At 38.1% G+C, this 14,786-nt stretch carries 19 protein-coding genes and 2 pseudogenes; 10 read left to right on the top strand and 11 right to left on the bottom strand.

All coding sequences use genetic code 11. From position 1 onward, the window contains the following. Positions 1–63: 63 nt before the first annotated feature. Positions 64–996 carry a DUF4267 domain-containing protein gene (locus IQ31_RS24295; RefSeq protein ID WP_075993095.1) on the top strand — a complete coding sequence of 311 codons (933 nt, stop codon included), beginning with the start codon at positions 64–66 and terminating at the stop codon, positions 994–996. Positions 997–1,148: 152 nt separating this feature from the next. On the opposite strand, the gene IQ31_RS24290 is transcribed toward IQ31_RS24295, so the two are convergent. Beyond that, entirely contained in the window at positions 1,149–1,496 is a 348-nt protein-coding gene (locus tag IQ31_RS24290; RefSeq protein ID WP_075993094.1) for a winged helix-turn-helix transcriptional regulator, read from the bottom strand. Positions 1,497–1,621: 125 nt separating this feature from the next. Between IQ31_RS24290 and IQ31_RS24285 the strand changes: the two genes are divergently transcribed. From IQ31_RS24285 to IQ31_RS24275, 3 genes are read left to right on the top strand one after another with little or no spacing between them, the layout of a single operon-like run. Continuing rightward, entirely contained in the window at positions 1,622–2,416 is a 795-nt protein-coding gene (locus tag IQ31_RS24285) for an SDR family oxidoreductase (protein ID WP_075993093.1), read from the top strand. After that, positions 2,391–2,585 carry a DUF1330 domain-containing protein gene (locus IQ31_RS28330; RefSeq protein WP_088161915.1) on the top strand — a complete coding sequence of 65 codons (195 nt, stop codon included), beginning with the start codon at positions 2,391–2,393 and terminating at the stop codon, positions 2,583–2,585. The genes IQ31_RS24285 and IQ31_RS28330 overlap by 26 nt, the downstream gene beginning before the upstream one ends. 6 nt (positions 2,586–2,591) lie before the next feature. Beyond that, entirely contained in the window at positions 2,592–2,915 is a 324-nt protein-coding gene (locus IQ31_RS24275) for a hypothetical protein (RefSeq protein ID WP_088161914.1), read from the top strand. Between the two features lie 89 nt (positions 2,916–3,004). On the opposite strand, the gene IQ31_RS24270 is transcribed toward IQ31_RS24275, so the two are convergent. From IQ31_RS24270 to IQ31_RS24260, 3 genes are all read right to left on the bottom strand, one after another. Beyond that, positions 3,005–3,532, bottom strand: a complete 528-nt coding sequence (locus IQ31_RS24270) for a hypothetical protein (RefSeq protein ID WP_088161913.1) — start codon at positions 3,530–3,532, stop codon at positions 3,005–3,007. 167 nt (positions 3,533–3,699) lie between these two features. Then, positions 3,700–4,107 carry a GNAT family N-acetyltransferase gene (locus IQ31_RS24265; RefSeq protein ID WP_145330707.1) on the bottom strand — a complete coding sequence of 136 codons (408 nt, stop codon included), beginning with the start codon at positions 4,105–4,107 and terminating at the stop codon, positions 3,700–3,702. A gap of 108 nt (positions 4,108–4,215) precedes the next feature. Continuing rightward, positions 4,216–4,971, bottom strand: coding sequence for an immunity 22 family protein (locus tag IQ31_RS24260; protein ID WP_145330705.1), 756 nt, complete (start codon positions 4,969–4,971; stop codon positions 4,216–4,218). Between the two features lie 108 nt (positions 4,972–5,079). Here IQ31_RS24260 and IQ31_RS28325 point away from each other — a divergent pair. Continuing rightward, positions 5,080–5,277 (top strand): annotated as a pseudogene (locus IQ31_RS28325) (integrase core domain-containing protein); the annotation flags it as partial. Between the two features lie 58 nt (positions 5,278–5,335). Here the strand turns inward: IQ31_RS28325 and IQ31_RS24250 are convergent. The 6 genes from IQ31_RS24250 to IQ31_RS24225 all read right to left on the bottom strand — a co-directional run bounded on the left by IQ31_RS24250 (position 5,336) and on the right by IQ31_RS24225 (position 10,349). Then, a complete protein-coding gene (locus tag IQ31_RS24250; RefSeq protein WP_145330703.1) occupies positions 5,336–6,121 on the bottom strand; it encodes a hypothetical protein in 786 nt (261 codons plus the stop codon). An 11-nt stretch (positions 6,122–6,132) separates the two neighbouring features. Beyond that, positions 6,133–6,900: a T6SS effector amidase Tae4 family protein gene (locus IQ31_RS24245; RefSeq protein ID WP_075993067.1), complete on the bottom strand. Its 768-nt coding sequence runs from the start codon at positions 6,898–6,900 to the stop codon at positions 6,133–6,135. A gap of 166 nt (positions 6,901–7,066) precedes the next feature. Then, entirely contained in the window at positions 7,067–7,480 is a 414-nt protein-coding gene (locus tag IQ31_RS24240; protein ID WP_075993066.1) for a hypothetical protein, read from the bottom strand. 10 nt (positions 7,481–7,490) lie between these two features. Continuing rightward, entirely contained in the window at positions 7,491–8,444 is a 954-nt protein-coding gene (locus IQ31_RS24235) for a hypothetical protein (RefSeq protein WP_145330701.1), read from the bottom strand. An 8-nt stretch (positions 8,445–8,452) separates the two neighbouring features. Then, positions 8,453–9,652, bottom strand: coding sequence for a LicD family protein (locus tag IQ31_RS24230; protein WP_145330699.1), 1,200 nt, complete (start codon positions 9,650–9,652; stop codon positions 8,453–8,455). Next, positions 9,612–10,349, bottom strand: a complete 738-nt coding sequence (locus IQ31_RS24225; RefSeq protein WP_145330697.1) for an IspD/TarI family cytidylyltransferase — start codon at positions 10,347–10,349, stop codon at positions 9,612–9,614. Before IQ31_RS24225 ends, IQ31_RS24230 begins: the two co-directional genes overlap by 41 nt. Positions 10,350–10,501: 152 nt before the next feature. Between IQ31_RS24225 and IQ31_RS24220 the strand changes: the two genes are divergently transcribed. After that, positions 10,502–11,659, top strand: coding sequence for a cysteine peptidase family C39 domain-containing protein (locus IQ31_RS24220; protein WP_145330695.1), 1,158 nt, complete (start codon positions 10,502–10,504; stop codon positions 11,657–11,659). After that, complete coding sequence (locus tag IQ31_RS24215; RefSeq protein ID WP_145330693.1) at positions 11,620–12,534, top strand: 6TM ABC transporter family protein; 915 nt, start codon at positions 11,620–11,622, stop codon at positions 12,532–12,534. The genes IQ31_RS24220 and IQ31_RS24215 overlap by 40 nt, the downstream gene beginning before the upstream one ends. 73 nt (positions 12,535–12,607) lie before the next feature. Here IQ31_RS24215 and IQ31_RS24210 read toward each other — a convergent pair whose 3' ends face one another. Next, on the bottom strand, positions 12,608–12,880 hold the full coding sequence (locus IQ31_RS24210; RefSeq protein ID WP_208734382.1) for a hypothetical protein: 273 nt from the start codon (positions 12,878–12,880) through the stop codon (positions 12,608–12,610). A gap of 323 nt (positions 12,881–13,203) precedes the next feature. On the opposite strand from IQ31_RS24210, the gene IQ31_RS24205 reads away from it, so the two are divergent. From IQ31_RS24205 to IQ31_RS24200, 3 genes and pseudogenes are all read left to right on the top strand, one after another. Then, complete coding sequence (locus tag IQ31_RS24205) at positions 13,204–14,226, top strand: Rpn family recombination-promoting nuclease/putative transposase (protein ID WP_145330689.1); 1,023 nt, start codon at positions 13,204–13,206, stop codon at positions 14,224–14,226. Positions 14,227–14,342: 116 nt separating this feature from the next. Then, entirely contained in the window at positions 14,343–14,498 is a 156-nt protein-coding gene (locus tag IQ31_RS27465; RefSeq protein WP_158638968.1) for a hypothetical protein, read from the top strand. 44 nt (positions 14,499–14,542) lie between these two features. Next, positions 14,543–14,786 (top strand): annotated as a pseudogene (locus IQ31_RS24200) (IS256 family transposase); the annotation flags it as partial.

Raw genomic sequence — 14,786 nt, 5'->3', positions numbered from 1 at the left:
AACTTAGGTGCATGAATAGTGAAATCGGTCCAGATAACTTTGTTGTCAATAAAATTATATATTATGGCAACAAGAATATGTTACATCATTTCATTTTTGACCGGAATAGGTTTACTATTTATAGGTCTAAGATTTTTGTTTTCACCGCTTAACGCTGAATTCGATTACGGTATCTCTACTAATACACATGCTGATTATTCCTTTCACTACATCAAAGGAATTCGCGATCTATTTTCTGGTATTCTTCTGGTGCTTTTAGTATTGGCAAATGAAAGGAAAGCACTGGCCATAGCGTTGCTAGCAGCGACCGTCGTGCCCTTAGGCGATTTCATGATTGTAATGGGCAAAAATGGCAGCGACTGGCAGCATGGCATAGCTCATATGATAGCTGTATTGATCTGCATTATAGTGGGACCGGTGCTTTTAATGCAAAAAAAGAGAACCGACAATCCTTATAATCAAGTATCTTTTGATCTTATTCAGTCTGCGGCCAATGGTGGTTCTACTATAAGTGAATGTGATCTACTCCCCGGAGCAAAAACGCCATGGCATTATCATACACTATTTTCTGAAAGGTTTGAAGTCCTTGAAGGTGAATTGGAAGTGGGTAGAAGCGGTAAACGTTACCAACTCAAGTCGGGGGATAAGATCTTCATATCGGCTAATGAAACACATCTTTTTAATAATAGATCTAAAGGCGTGTGCCGGTTACGGACAACCATCGATCCAGGAAATATTGAATTTGAGAAGGCCGCACTGATTCTATTGGGGCTGGCAAAGGATGGTCTTACGGACGGGAACGGAATTCCAAAGAATTTTTCAGACCTGGCTCTGTTCATTTACCTGAATAACTCCAAGATGACAGGAGTAATGAAAATTGTAGAACCTCTTCTGAGTATTGTTGCGAAAATTGCAATAAAAAGCGGACGATTGAAAATTCTTGAGGAAGCCTATTGTAAGACAACTGGTCTACAAGGATATGGTGATCTGAAATGATGAAGCTGGCCACCAGCGTTATCGAGGTCGTAAATTTTAGGTCATATATCATAGTTAGCGTATGTATATAAGTCGATTCTAAATGAAGAATCGACTTTTTTTGATATTTCGCACGCCATTTTTTTGAATTTCTCCCGGGGAAATTCAACGTTTTATTTCAAAATTACTTTCCTTAGACGCTCCTGATGCTCATCACCCCAATTTCCTAGTGCAGAAATTACAGGGATTAAAGTCTTCCCAAATTCTGTAAGACTGTATTCCACTTTAGGTGGTACAACAGGGTAAATAACTTTTGCAACCAATTCGTGCTCTTCAAGTTCTTTTAGCTGAACATTTAGAACTCTTCGTGAAGCATCCGGTATTTTGCGCTGGAGTTCGCTTGGGCGTTTGTACCCTTCATTGATAAACCACAATAATCTTATTTTCCATTTACCATAGAGAACTTCACCAATCAGGTCTAAACCACAGTTGAGACTTAAAGGTATTTTCTTTTCGTACATATTCCAAAATTAAGTCAATGTTCGAAAATATACAATATGGGATAAATTTATCCCTATGCAATTCGTTTTTCCGTACTTGTGTAAACTGTTTATAGGTCGGAAATTTGTATAAAAATATTTCAATAATGAAACATATAGTTGATTTCAACAAGGAGTTATCGGGTAAATTTGCTTTGGTGACAGGTGGTACAAAAGGCGCGGGAAAGGCAATAGCTGAGCGCTTGTTAAATGCAGGCGCAACGGTTATTATTGCGGCAAGAAATACCCCTAAACAAGCCAACGACAAGTTACATTTTATTTCTGCTGATCTAAGCCAATCTGCCGGAACCAAAAAAATAGTTTCAGAAGTTCTTCAAAAATTTGGAAGGTTGGATATACTCGTCAATAATCTGGGCGGTTCAGATGCAGAAGGCGGAGGTTTTTCAGTATTGAGCGATGAAGATTGGGAAAAGGCTATTCATACCAATCTGCTTGCGCCGGTCCGTTTAGACCGAGGCTTTTTGCCTCATATGTTAGCAAGGGGAAATGGTGTCATTATTCATATCGCTTCCATACAAGCTAGGTTACCACTACATGATTCAACATTACCTTATGCGGCAGCAAAGGCAGGCTTGTTAAATTACAGTAAAAATCTATCAAATGAAGTATCACCGAAAGGAGTACGAGTTTTAACTGTTTCGCCGGGCTGGATTCAGACAGATGGTGCAACGGGAATGATGCAGGAAATTTCGGAGCGAAACGGTATTAGTGTTGAGGAAGCAATCCAACAGGTCATGAATAGCCTGGGAGGAATACCTTTTGGCAGGCCGGCAAAACCCGAAGAGGTTGCGGAATTGGTCGGTTTTTTAGTATCACCACGAGCAGGATATCTCACCGGAACCGAATTTGTAATCGATGGCGGGACAATACCAACCGTTTGAATTTAGTCATATGCCAGCATACATAATATTTACAAGAATCACAACTATTGATCAAAAAGAGCTAGAGAAATATTGGAGCCTGATCAGGGAGACTATGAAGGGGCACCCAATTGAAGTTCTTTCTCCTTATGGAGACTTTGAAGTTCTCGAAGGTGATCAGATAAAATAAGAAATCATGGAATTACCAAAAGTGTTAATAGATTTAGTGGCAGCACAAGCGAGCTACAATAGCGTTGCATATGCCAAGTGTTTCGCCGAAACAGCAGTAGTTTATGATGAGGGCAAAATGCACAATGGACGAAAAGAGATCGAAAAATGGATTTCAGATGCAAATAAAAACTATAAGTCAATTATGAAGCCTATCAGCTTTGAGAAGAATGAGGATCAAAGTATTTTGAAAGCGGAAGTCTCAGGTAATTTTCCTGGAAGCCCTATTGTCTTGAGTTACCGGCTCAATATTGTTGGTAATCAAATCCAATTTCTAAAAATTACAGGATAAGGAGAAATTTTATGGACCAAAGGGTATCGGTGGTATTTATCGAAGAGTGGGTTGATCTGGAGAAAGACTGCGGAATAGTGCTGCTGTAACTATGTTTCTATCGTCGAGAATAAAAGGTGCTGTATTGACGGAGGATTTTCCCCATCTGCCTCGAAGATATCAACCTTAGTTTGTAGCAACCTATCATCTTTAATTATCAGATGCGCGGGGAAAACATTTTGTACTTTCTTTTTTAGCTTTTCAAATACCTGAAAATCAGTGTCGCTTACAGAGGTAAATGATTTTTCCCGATTGGAAAGGCTCATTATCCTGATCGCAAAATAGGGTAAGATAACACTGACAAATAAAGAGTATAAAATGTCTTCATTCTGCTCAAGGCGGAAGGAAAAGTGATACGAAGGGCTTCCCCCTAAGAAGGAGTAGTCCCAGATTTCAGCAGACAGGTCGGTAAGGGATTCTTTTAATTGTTCCCATTGCCCGTGGTCTGACCAGGCTGATTCAATACATCGTTTCCGGTTACTGTAAGGTTCTGAAGAGGAATAAGCCATGATATCGTCGAGGGTAAGACCCTCCGGATAATACTCTTTTAACTGCTCCGTTATTTGTTCCTTTCGCATCTGAATTTATTTACAAATAGGATCCCAGTTTTTCACTCCCGTCCCAGGATTAGTTCCTACCATATTGGCTACTCTCGCAAGATTCGCTCCAAGCTGTGCATTGATATAAACCTGCATTTCAGTCTTTACAAATGCCGGAATTTTGGGCAGGCTACCTTAACCTTCTCTCAGTGATCACCCCCAGAATAGATCCACATCGGCTCTTTTTGACCTGCTCGTTCAAAGCCGTTCTTTTTATAAAAGTCGATCGCATTTCCATCAGCCGTAAGCATCTGCATGTGAAAACCCTTATAAATCTCTTGCATTTTATCCATAATCAAACGCCCAACACCTTTGCCTTGATAGGAGGGTAGCACCAGTAGATGTGGATAATAAACCACGAGATACCCATCGGAAATAGCATTTCCTAGACCTACCAATGTCGTACCATCCCATGCCGTCACTAAGGAATGCGAATTTAAGAGTGCTTTGATCAGTAGTTCTGGTTTATCGGCCGCACTCCATTTGTTAGCTTGATAAAGTTGTAGTATGTCGTTTGCGTTTAAATCTCTATTGACACTTAGCTGTATGTTCATCTATTATTCTGTAGTTTTAGTTGGTATTTTTAAGCAGATATTCTTCGTTCGTAAATATGCGAACAGGTGAAAATCGACGATTACAAACTGTAAAAAACAAATTAGATTTTATTCCTTGTCAAATTTTCCAATATATTTCATACCGAGCATATCGGCAATTTTTTCACCATGTATTTCAATTGAGCCTTTTACAACAAGTTCAAGTACGGAATGGGCGGTGATCATTCTCAGCTCTTCAGCTTTGAAAATCATCTTTTCGGCAATGTTGTAATCTTCTATTTGGAGAAACAGTATCTCGTCAAGTTTTTCGCTTTTTGAAGTATGGTAATAATTCAGTTTTATAATATCCTTTTTATTTAGTGCCGCTTGTTGGAGAATATTCTTTTTATCAATTTTATTGTCTCCTATCCATAAATAATGAACCTCATAATCAGATAAAGACTGGTCAGAAAACTGAGCCAATTTCCCAATGTACTTTATCGTTTCAGAACGTGAAGCATCTTTTTCATCTAGGTCATTGTCTTCAAAAGCTACAACAGCGTTAAAACCAATGAAACTATGTCCTCTTAATAATGTTTCTAACTCATTTTTATCTACACCAATATCATTTGCAATGGTTTTGATATTTAGAGAGTTCTTATAATATTTCATTATCATGAGATCTTCATCATAGTTATCCAAATGAACTTCCTTGCAAAAATCACAGCGTAACTCCGTATTTGGTTCTTTATCGTCCTCTTCGTTTCCGGTTGGCGGTTCGTTGTCATAAACAGACCATGCTTCCAGATAGTCATTTTGATCCAGATATTTTTTTAATTCTTTCTCCGTTTTAAACTTTCCGAACCATACATGTATTTTTTTCATCCTGTGATGTAATTTAAGAATCTGAATTAGCAATGGTAAAGATAAAGCAATGCTCCGGCGTTATGGCATTGCGATTAGTATGGCGCAGCGTGGTAGCCTTATGATAACGCGCTAGCTGAACGTGTTAATGGTATTCATAAAAATGAATTCTATCCCAAGCGAGTATACCAAAATCATAAGGACACAGCCAAAAGCATCGATAAAATTATTAAAGTTTATAATTTGCAGCGACCACACAGCAGTTTGGATTTCCAAACTCCCGAAAAATGCACTGTATCGTCCGTTTATGGTTTTACACGTTCCTAACGTGGGAAAATAAAAACCTATTTCCAGAGATTTAAAGAGTTACTGGAAATAGGATAAACTAACTTTGTTTTAATATATAATAGGGTTCCTTTTCTAAACTGTAGGATCCATCTTTAAGAATATTATATTTAAAGAAATTCATTGTTTTAATAAGTTCGTCAAAGATGACAACAAATGATTCCTTTTGCTTAACACCTGAGGTTTGAAGGACTATAAACGCATGGGGACTGTTTACCCGAGGTTTTATCTTTCCCGCGGCTCTAGTCACATTCCATTTTGAAAAGCTATTAATCCCCTTTAAATTTCCGTCCATGTCAAATGAGACCTCATCATTTGAGTCGCCTAATCTATAAGTACCGTTTATCAAATGTGCAAAGTAAATTTCCGATACGTCTTTATTCATCATGAAATCTGTAGGTCTTATAAATTTGATAGAATCTACAGTGTTTCCACTTTTATCATTAACAGTTAAAAGCATTTCATTTGCCCTTTTTGTTAATAAGAAATCCTTTCCATCTGATGAATAATCATACATATGATTACTTGTCATTGTTTCGCCGATATTCAGATATAATTTATCCGAGCCTTTCACAGGAGTTAAAGAAACGGGAATCAGGTCGTCACCTATTGCCGGTTGATAGTATAATCTATCTTTCTGTATTAAAAATGCCTGTATAGGAAAGCCTTGGCTTGGATCGGGTGTTTTCTTTTCCGAGAGGCTGTCTGATAATCTATCAGAAAACCAATACTCTTTGGCTGTATTTACATTTATTTTTTTCTGTGCAAAACCAACAGAAAAATCAATAAAGAGAAAGAGTAAAACTAATATTTTAGTAAACTTCATAATAAAAAATTTTATTGACATGCTGAATTATCTATAGGAATGAAGATCACTTTGTCAACATTTCCTGATAACCAAAGAGATCCTACTTCGTTTTTTCCTTCATCGCCTTTAAATACATCAATGTGATTTACTCCACCACGTTGCATATAAACTATACCATTTAACTTTGAAGATGCCGAATCAAGGAATGCATTTGTCGAATTATATGTTTTTATTTGGCTCTCCATACCTTTTGATTTATAGTCATCAACTAGATAATTTTTTAAGTTAGCCGCCCGAATAGGATAACCTTCTGATGATAAAGGGTCGTCAAATTCTGTACCATAACTACCGAAGTCAACATCATATACTTCTTTTAATGCCGCTCCCACGCGAATAGCACATTGGTTTGCGTAATCATCTTGGCTTGGATGTTGGGTTTGACCATTTACATTATGTGGATAAGCATCCCAAATAGCATCAAAACATAATTCAGGTAGTTCATCTGCATCGGGATCATTATCAGGATTGTTATCGATTCCGCCATCGCCTAAGTCATCATAATCCTCAAAATCTTCGTCATTTCCATCATCCCAAGGATCTTCCCAATCGTCATCTCCTCCATCATCCCAATTGTCATCGTCACCGCTACCCTCAGGAGGATAAACGTCAATTTCTGGACCTTCTGTTTCCCATGCGATATCACTATCGCCTCCTTTTAATTTAAAAAGCTCGTTTTCTGGTAATTGATCAATTTCGCTTGCGATATCGAAAAAGTTTAAGATTGGTTTTCTTTTCATAATTTTTAATTATTTGTAATTTGTAAATCTTCCTAATTTATCGGTTATAATAGGCACGGTGGTCTGTTTTTATACTATGCTTCTTATACTTATGCTACCAAGAAAATAACCTTATTTCTTCGCGCCAGGCTTTATATTTCAGATCTAAGATGTCATACGGCAGTATTTATCTCTTCAAAGCTTTCTCCTTTTCCATTTCTTTAAGCATCCAGTTTCGGAGTTTTTCCTCTCTTTCAGGACTGATGCGTTTTAGAACGATTACTCCTTGAAGATTCTGAGTTCGGTTTTCTGTAAACCTATCGAATTCGACTGTAATATCATATGCTAGATGATTCCATTTTGGTGAAGTGAGACTGTCAAATGGAACTCTGAATATGGAGTCTTCCTGCTGAACATAAACCAGTTTAGCCCAATTGACTGATGTCTTACTTGGAACACCAGACATCATTGCAACATCACGGAGATCCAAATGTATTTTTTCAACCAAAGTCTGAAGTATCGATAACTCCTTTTCTTTTTTTTGACCAAAAGCAGATGTTAAAAGGCAAATTCCTACAATTGTTAAAATGTTATTCTTCATTTGTTATCTATTAATTGGGGTTAGAGGATACGCCGTGGATCGGACAGTTTTTTCCATCACCTAAGTTTGCGTATGGTTTGATCGTTTGAGGTTGACCATCGGCACCAGTTACTGTGATCGTCTGGTTTTTTACCCAAGTTTCATTTATTTCAACAGGCGGATTACCAAAAGTTGCATAATTATTTGCAAATGCGAAAGCTTCAACTTCATCATCGATGCCGTATTTTAGTTTTATTTCATTATCAAACATGTTAAAACCGATCCTGCCATCTAAAAATTGCTCAACATGCTTTAATTCATGAGCTAATACTTCATTAAAAGCGGCATAGTTTAAATCACCCTTCTTATGAAGGAGGATTTCGGTGCCGGCAAGATATATATCCTTTTTATAAACCAATTCGGACTGATCCATTGTAATTTTAACATCTTTATTTCCGCTGAGTGATGTATACGCTGCGCTGCCATCGGCATCACCAAAGTTGATCACCAGATTAAAATTAGAACTCTCGATCCTGTTAAAAATCTGATTCAGTCCATTTAACGTGTCTTTGAATGCCTGGTTTGTATTTGGGTTATTTAAATCAGCAGTTATTGCACTTCTAAAAGTACCCAAATGATTAGAATAGTCAACAATCCCTCCAGAGCCAAGTCCCACAATTCCTTTTGTACAGGTACATTTCGGTTGTTCCTCCTCATCATTATCGGTTCCGCCATCGCCGTGATCATCACCATCCCAGTCTTCATCACATTCATCATCCCATGGCTCTTCAGGACCGTCATCACCACCATCGTCCCAATTGTCATCGTCACCACCACCATCCGGGGGATATACATCAATTTCAGGGCCTTCGGTTTCCCATGCGATATCACTGTCACCACCTTTTAATTTAAATAGCTCATTCTCGGGTAACAGGTCGACATCGCTTGCAATGTCGAAAAAATTTAAAATAGGCTTTCTTTTCATATTTTCATTCATTTATAATTTGTAAATCTTCCTTTCTTGTCTGTGGTGATGGGAACGCTGATCTGTTTGACGCTGTGCTTTTTAAATTTATGCGACCACGAAAATATCTTGATTTCATTTCTCCAGCCTTTATACATTGTGTCCAGTATATCTGTTGCCACGGCGGGATGATAGAATTTAGCATTTTCAAATTCGATAGGCTGCAATGGAAAGTAGCTCTGTTTCTCAAAAACATACCCGTCATTGGTATGGATTTTATTCCCGATTTCTTCAGTCCACCAGATGTCGACAAAGGGAAAAGTGTATTCATAGCCTTCTGTTTTATAACCGCCCTCTTTCCAGATCTTATAATATGTTTTTCCTGTTTTTGACCATGTCCATTCGGTCACATTATATATACCATCCTGCCGGATAGCGGGGATCAATTTGATGAGATCTTCTTTTTTTACCATGAGATCGATGTCATCGTCCCAGGGCATAATTTTTCCGCTATGCCTGATCGATCCGAGTAAGGTACCAGCGTGCAGAAATATCTTTACATCCACTGATGCGGCGGTTTCCGAATGGTAGCATAATATTTCCCGTACTTCATTTATCTCGTCCTTCTCCCAGGCACTGTACGACCTAATGTATTCGATCATACTGTTTTTTCTTGCCAGGTAAGAAGGGGCCTTTCGGTCGGAGAACATAGTCCAGTCGGTATCAACGGCAATCATCTTGATTTTACGGTCAATTCCCAGTTCTAGAAATTGTTCTGCTAAGGGCCACCTTATTTCCGAACATTTCTCTATGAGTTCCTTTATGGACTTTCTCGAGATAATATAGGACGAAGTACCCCAATAAAATCCAAATCTGCTGAATGCGATTGGCATTTTAAGACGTGTGTCTGAGTTAATGAGGTCAAAGGGAAATAAGACGTGGAAATTTAGATCTTGTCCCAGCAATACCGATTTTATTTCCGTTAGATCCTTCAAAATTGCGGTGCCATGCTCCTGGATCAGGTAATAGTCTTTTGTGGAGTTTTCCAAAAAGTCTTTCCAGATCGCATGATGGACCTGAAATAAATTGACTTCGTAATCAGTAATCTTTGCTCCATACCTGCTCTGATAATCTTCTCCCAGAGCTAGTTGATCCGATCCCTCTTTTGCCGACTTTTTGTAGCCGTTCTTATAATATTTTAGTGTAGGAGTTACCGTATATTTTTCCATTTGTTTCAATTGAACTGCTAGCGAGCAATCTGTCAAGTCCTTCTGCGATGTAAAGGTCTTGTGGATGTGTTATCTTTATATTTTCGTAATTGCCCTGGCAGAGCTGTATTTTGTAGTCCGCCTTTTCGACGATAGTTCCATCATCCAGCATGTCGGGCGTATAATTTTGGCAGTATGCGGTTTTTATAATCTTGGAACGGAATACCTGCGGGTTTTGGACAATCTTGACGTACTGCCTATCAAGTGCGTTATTCTGGTTCTCTTTTGCTATCCGAATTGTGTTGACTGCATTAAAGACAGGCACAGCGGTACCGTACTGAGAAGCGGTGGTGTAAGCATGATCGATGGTTTCTAAGGTAACAAAAGGGCGTACGCCATCATGTATTCCTATCAGGTCGTTGTCACTGGAGTCAATAGATGCTAATCCATTTTTTACCGAATGAAATCTTTGTTCGCCACCGTCAATAAATGTTATTTCACGGATAAGCGGATAGTCAAGTTTAAGCTCGTTCCAGTGCGCAATGTGGTCAGGGTTGACCACGATTTTTATCTTTTGCGGTTCAAAACGTCGTAAGAATTTACAGATGGTCTTAATAATCACCGGAACACCGTTTATGGCTTGAAACTGCTTGCTCATAACGCCTCCATATCTTTCCCCAAGACCTCCTGCAAGTATCACTATATAATTTTGGTGCATTGATTATTTATCTTTTAAAAGCTATAAAGTTTCTTTAATCTTCTTTTTGTGTCGATGAAATTTAGTAATTTTCATTTTTATTTACAAAAAGTAGTATAAGATTAATATATTGTTAACATTAAGTGTACGTAAATTTAATAGCTTAGGATTTTATGAATGTGTTTTTTAAGCGTTTTCCATCTGAAATTCAGATGGATAAGATGGATTGTGGACCAACTTGCCTTAGGTTGATCGCAAAGTATTATGGACGGTTTTATCCGATCAATTTTTTAAGAGAACTATGCGGCACAACAAAAGAGGGGATCTCTATTATTAACCTGATCCATGCTGCTGAAAAAATAGGACTAAAGAGCAGGGGCGTTAAGTGTACCCTCGCACAGCTGCAGCACGATGTTCCACTTCCTGTTGTTGTTCACCGGAAAGATTCTCATTTTTTGATCGTATATAAAGTAGATAGAAGGTATTTTTACGTTTCTGACCCCAGTGCCGGACTAGTGAAACAACCCATAAAAACGTTTGTTAAAAGCTGGTATAAATCGACAACAAAGAAAGGGGTGGTGATCGGATTTGAACCTGACGGTAATTTTTTTGATCTTCATCAGGAAGAGAATTTCAGACGGAAGAAGAGCTTTAATACTATATTCCAATATTTTAAGCCATACCGGCTGAGTATTATTAACCTTTTTATTGTGACGCTTTTTGTCACAGGGCTTCAGGCCATCATCCCTTTTATTGCGCGGTCAATAATTGACATAGGTATAAGCACCCAGGATATGAATTTTGTCAATATTATGCTCTTTGCAAATATTGCCATACTTTTAGCCACGACACTTTCCAATGCATTAAGGGACTGGATTGTTCTCCATCTCACAAGCCGCATCAATATTTCTTTGATATCTGATTATCTGGTCAAGCTTATGAAACTTCCCATTGGCTTTTTTGAAAACAAAATGATAGGTGATATTCTTCAGCGGGCACAAGATCATCAGCGTATCAAGGACTTTATTATGGGTAACTCCCTTAACCTGATCTTCTCAGGCTTAACTTTTATTGTATTTGCAGTTATACTTGTGACCTTCAACACATTTATTTTTTGGGTGTTTGTATCTGGGAGTGTGATTTATTTCCTGTGGATATTTGGGTTTCTGGCCATCCGGCGTCGGCTGGATACCAACTATTTTGGTCTTATGGCAAAAGATCAGAGTTACTGGGTAAAGACGATAACGGGAATGCAGGATATTAAAGTAAATAATTATGAAACGCAGAAACGGTGGAAGTGGGAAAACTTGCAGGCAGGCTCTATAAGGTAAATCTAAAACTTCTGTCTATAACCAATTATCAGAACCTTGGTGGACAGTTTATTGAAAATCTTAAGAATGTTGCCATTACAATTGTTTGCGCAAAAGCGGTGATTCAGGGAGAGATGAGTTTTGGGATCATGATGTCCACCCAGATTATAATCGGCATGCTCAATGCTCCCATACAACAATTTATACAGTTTATCATTTCGGCCCAATTTGCGAAGATTTCATTTGCCCGTATCAACGAAATACATGGTTTGGAAGATGAGGAGCAGGTCGGATCTTGTAATGAGACGATTTTGCCTCAAGGGAAAGACATTGTTTTAAAAAGTCTTTATTTTCAATACGCACCAATGCAGGAAGATAAGAGGCATTATCAATGGGGAAATCAATTTTATAAATTACTGAAAGAGAATAAATCTCCAGATCTGAAGGTAGACTTCAGATATTTTGAAGACGAAAAGCATTTAACAGTAACAATTCCTGCCACATATTATGGCCTTCGATATCTCTTCGAGCCATATGAAATTGATATAAATGAAGTAACAAAAGACCCCGATATATTGGTAAATTACAGTGCAAAAATAAAAAAGGAACTTTTCTTTGATACTAAACCGGACCAAAGTTTTGTAAATACTATTGGATATGTTGCCCTTTATGATAGAGAGCTACCCGATATAGCAATTTCTATTTTTGAGCTGAATACGAAAAATTATCCGCAATCAATCAATGTATGGGATAGCTTAGCTGAGGCCTACACAGTCAGGGGTTATATGGATAAAGCAAAAAAGTGTTATGAAAAAATCTTGACACTTTCTCCAACTAATAATACTGCAAAAATGAAACTAGAAGAATTAAATAGTAAAATAAGACAGAGAAACTAAATGCTAGACATCGGCACGCGAAACCAGCATTTTATACCTCTTCACTCGCAAATTGATATATTGGACTTGGGTATTAATCATGTCCAATTGAAAAGTCGCAGGCCGTGATAGCAACCACGATCAATTCCAAGCTTCCAATAGCTGCCAATGTTATTATCGGTACCAATGCTTTAGCGATATAGGGGTGAGCTATGTAGATTTCTTTGGCGGTAGCTCTACCAGTTGTCCTCCCGCAATCTTTAATAATTGCACCGATCTTAAAGGTTTTCTGTCTTCTCTCCAGCATAACGGAATTAATTCTATTTGCGAAAAAGTCCTTAATTAATTCCCAGCCACTTATATTCATACTAACATTCCCGTTTTTGTCGAGGTAGTCAATAATATTTAAAGTGCCAATAATTTCAAAATTGTCTGGATCAGTTCGGAAACAAAACATTCGGGATCTACGAATTGCCTTTAAAGTCTTCTTACGGTTTCCCTAACCAATCATTCTTTCAAACCAATATCTCATCCCAACAGTTTTTTACCAACCCGATAGCCTGGTATAATATGGAAGATATACCAGATTAAAGACGAATTCTTAAAACTAATGTTTTTACTAAAAATATTAGTTTTAATGTTTTAATTTGCTTATAATTGTATTGTTGACCAATTTAAAAACAATATATTATGAGTGAATTGAAGCAGTCTAAATATATCGATATCACGACAGATTACGGCTTTAAAAAAGTTTTTGGATCAGATACCAATAAAGATCTACTGATCGCTTTCTTAAACGAACTCTTTAGAGGGCGCAAGATCATTGCTGATTTATATTATAACAAAAATGAGCATGTTGGAGATACAGAGGATATCGGTACGGTTATTTTTGATCTGACCTGTACGGCAGACAACGGCGAACGTTTTATTATTGAAGTGCAGCGTACGGCGCAGGATAATTTGAAAAAGCGCATGCTTTACTACAGCAGTAAATTGATAGCGGATCAGGCACCCAAAGGCAACCGAAGGGCTTGGAATTATGCAATTAGTGAAGTCTATATCATTGTATTGATGGATGGATTTACGATGCCTGATGCGGGTGAGGAGAAGTATTTTTTACACGATATTTGTCTATGTTATCGGGATCACAGTAAAATATTTTACGAAGATCTGGGTTTTATATATGTAGAATTGGTTAACTTTGTTAAAGCTGAGGCAGAGTTAGATAATGATTTGGATCGTTGGCTTTTTATACTCAAAAACATGTCCTCGCTAAAGGGACTTTCAAGATATCTGCGAAAGCCGATATTTGAAAAGTTATTTCAGTTAGCAGAGTATAGCAAACTAAAACCGGAGGAACGAGAGATGTACAACGCAAGTTTAAGGAATAAATGGGATGCCGAGAGCATCCGAAGTAGCCAGGAAGAACAATTGAAACGAGCGCGCGAAAAAGCAATTGCAGAAGGAAGAGCGGAGGGAGAAGCTAAAGGAAGGGTAGAAGGAAGAGCAGAAGGAAGAGCAGAAGGAAGAGCAGAAGGAAAAGTAGAAGGAGCGGCTCAAGGGATGGTCGAGGGAGAAGCTAAGGGTAAAACGGAAGTAATAAAAAACCTCTTGTCTTTGAATAAGTTTTCGATTTCGGATATTGCAGAACTGGCGAATGTCACTGTTGATTTTGTAAAGCGAATAGAGGCAGATATAGTTAAAGAAAAATAAGGTATATTTAAAATATAGGATTTCAAGGCCGCTCGGACAGTATCCAAGCGGCCTTTTCTTTCTTATGCAATAACGTGCAGGTATAACCGTGCAGCAGAAACTATCGATACATAACGATGAGAATAGATTACGAACAGTTTGCCGGTAAAAAATGTCAGGAACTTATGCAGATCCAGGAGAGGTTTAGAGAACAATTGAGCATCGGCAACTATCAGGATTGGTATTATGATGCCGAACTCGCACTCTTGCGGTTGTACAATGAGAGGGTGTAAATTAAACTGTGTCAAATAAAGAATATTTATATTAGACACAGCAAATGGAAAAAGAGGAATTTGACTTTGAACGCTTCAAAGAGGAAGCAATGAGAGGCCTTTACGAAGGCAAGAAAATGGGCGGTACCGACGGAGTTTTCGCTCCGATGTTGAAACACCTTCTGGAAAGTATGCTTGAAGGTGAGCTGGATCATCATCTACAGGAAAGTAAAGCTTCCGGGGAGATTAATCGTAAAAACGGGAAGACAAAAAAGACGGTACGGAGCCTTCAGGCCGGACATTTTGAAC

This window comes from Sphingobacterium siyangense (assembly GCF_007830445.1).
GTDB classification, from domain to species: domain Bacteria; phylum Bacteroidota; class Bacteroidia; order Sphingobacteriales; family Sphingobacteriaceae; genus Sphingobacterium; species Sphingobacterium siyangense.
Note: the sequence above shows the minus strand (reverse complement) of the source record. Positions and strands in the feature narration are given on the sequence as shown.

Excerpts from the sequence above, each read along its gene's own strand:
- IQ31_RS24295 (WP_075993095.1), top strand. The coding sequence starts at position 64 with ATGGCAACAAGAATATGTTACATCATTTCATTTTTGACCGGAATAGGT.
- IQ31_RS24290 (WP_075993094.1), bottom strand. The coding sequence starts at position 1,496 with ATGTACGAAAAGAAAATACCTTTAAGTCTCAACTGTGGTTTAGACCTG.
- IQ31_RS24285 (WP_075993093.1), top strand. The coding sequence starts at position 1,622 with ATGAAACATATAGTTGATTTCAACAAGGAGTTATCGGGTAAATTTGCT.
- IQ31_RS28330 (WP_088161915.1), top strand. The coding sequence starts at position 2,391 with ATGGCGGGACAATACCAACCGTTTGAATTTAGTCATATGCCAGCATAC.
- IQ31_RS24275 (WP_088161914.1), top strand. The coding sequence starts at position 2,592 with ATGGAATTACCAAAAGTGTTAATAGATTTAGTGGCAGCACAAGCGAGC.
- IQ31_RS24270 (WP_088161913.1), bottom strand. The coding sequence starts at position 3,532 with ATGCGAAAGGAACAAATAACGGAGCAGTTAAAAGAGTATTATCCGGAG.
- IQ31_RS24265 (WP_145330707.1), bottom strand. The coding sequence starts at position 4,107 with ATGAACATACAGCTAAGTGTCAATAGAGATTTAAACGCAAACGACATA.
- IQ31_RS24260 (WP_145330705.1), bottom strand. The coding sequence starts at position 4,971 with ATGAAAAAAATACATGTATGGTTCGGAAAGTTTAAAACGGAGAAAGAA.
- IQ31_RS24250 (WP_145330703.1), bottom strand. The coding sequence starts at position 6,121 with ATGAAGTTTACTAAAATATTAGTTTTACTCTTTCTCTTTATTGATTTT.
- IQ31_RS24245 (WP_075993067.1), bottom strand. The coding sequence starts at position 6,900 with ATGAAAAGAAAACCAATCTTAAACTTTTTCGATATCGCAAGCGAAATT.
- IQ31_RS24240 (WP_075993066.1), bottom strand. The coding sequence starts at position 7,480 with ATGAAGAATAACATTTTAACAATTGTAGGAATTTGCCTTTTAACATCT.
- IQ31_RS24235 (WP_145330701.1), bottom strand. The coding sequence starts at position 8,444 with ATGAAAAGAAAGCCTATTTTAAATTTTTTCGACATTGCAAGCGATGTC.
- IQ31_RS24230 (WP_145330699.1), bottom strand. The coding sequence starts at position 9,652 with ATGGAAAAATATACGGTAACTCCTACACTAAAATATTATAAGAACGGC.
- IQ31_RS24225 (WP_145330697.1), bottom strand. The coding sequence starts at position 10,349 with ATGCACCAAAATTATATAGTGATACTTGCAGGAGGTCTTGGGGAAAGA.
- IQ31_RS24220 (WP_145330695.1), top strand. The coding sequence starts at position 10,502 with ATGAATGTGTTTTTTAAGCGTTTTCCATCTGAAATTCAGATGGATAAG.
- IQ31_RS24210 (WP_208734382.1), bottom strand. The coding sequence starts at position 12,880 with ATGAATATAAGTGGCTGGGAATTAATTAAGGACTTTTTCGCAAATAGA.
- IQ31_RS24205 (WP_145330689.1), top strand. The coding sequence starts at position 13,204 with ATGAGTGAATTGAAGCAGTCTAAATATATCGATATCACGACAGATTAC.
- IQ31_RS27465 (WP_158638968.1), top strand. The coding sequence starts at position 14,343 with ATGAGAATAGATTACGAACAGTTTGCCGGTAAAAAATGTCAGGAACTT.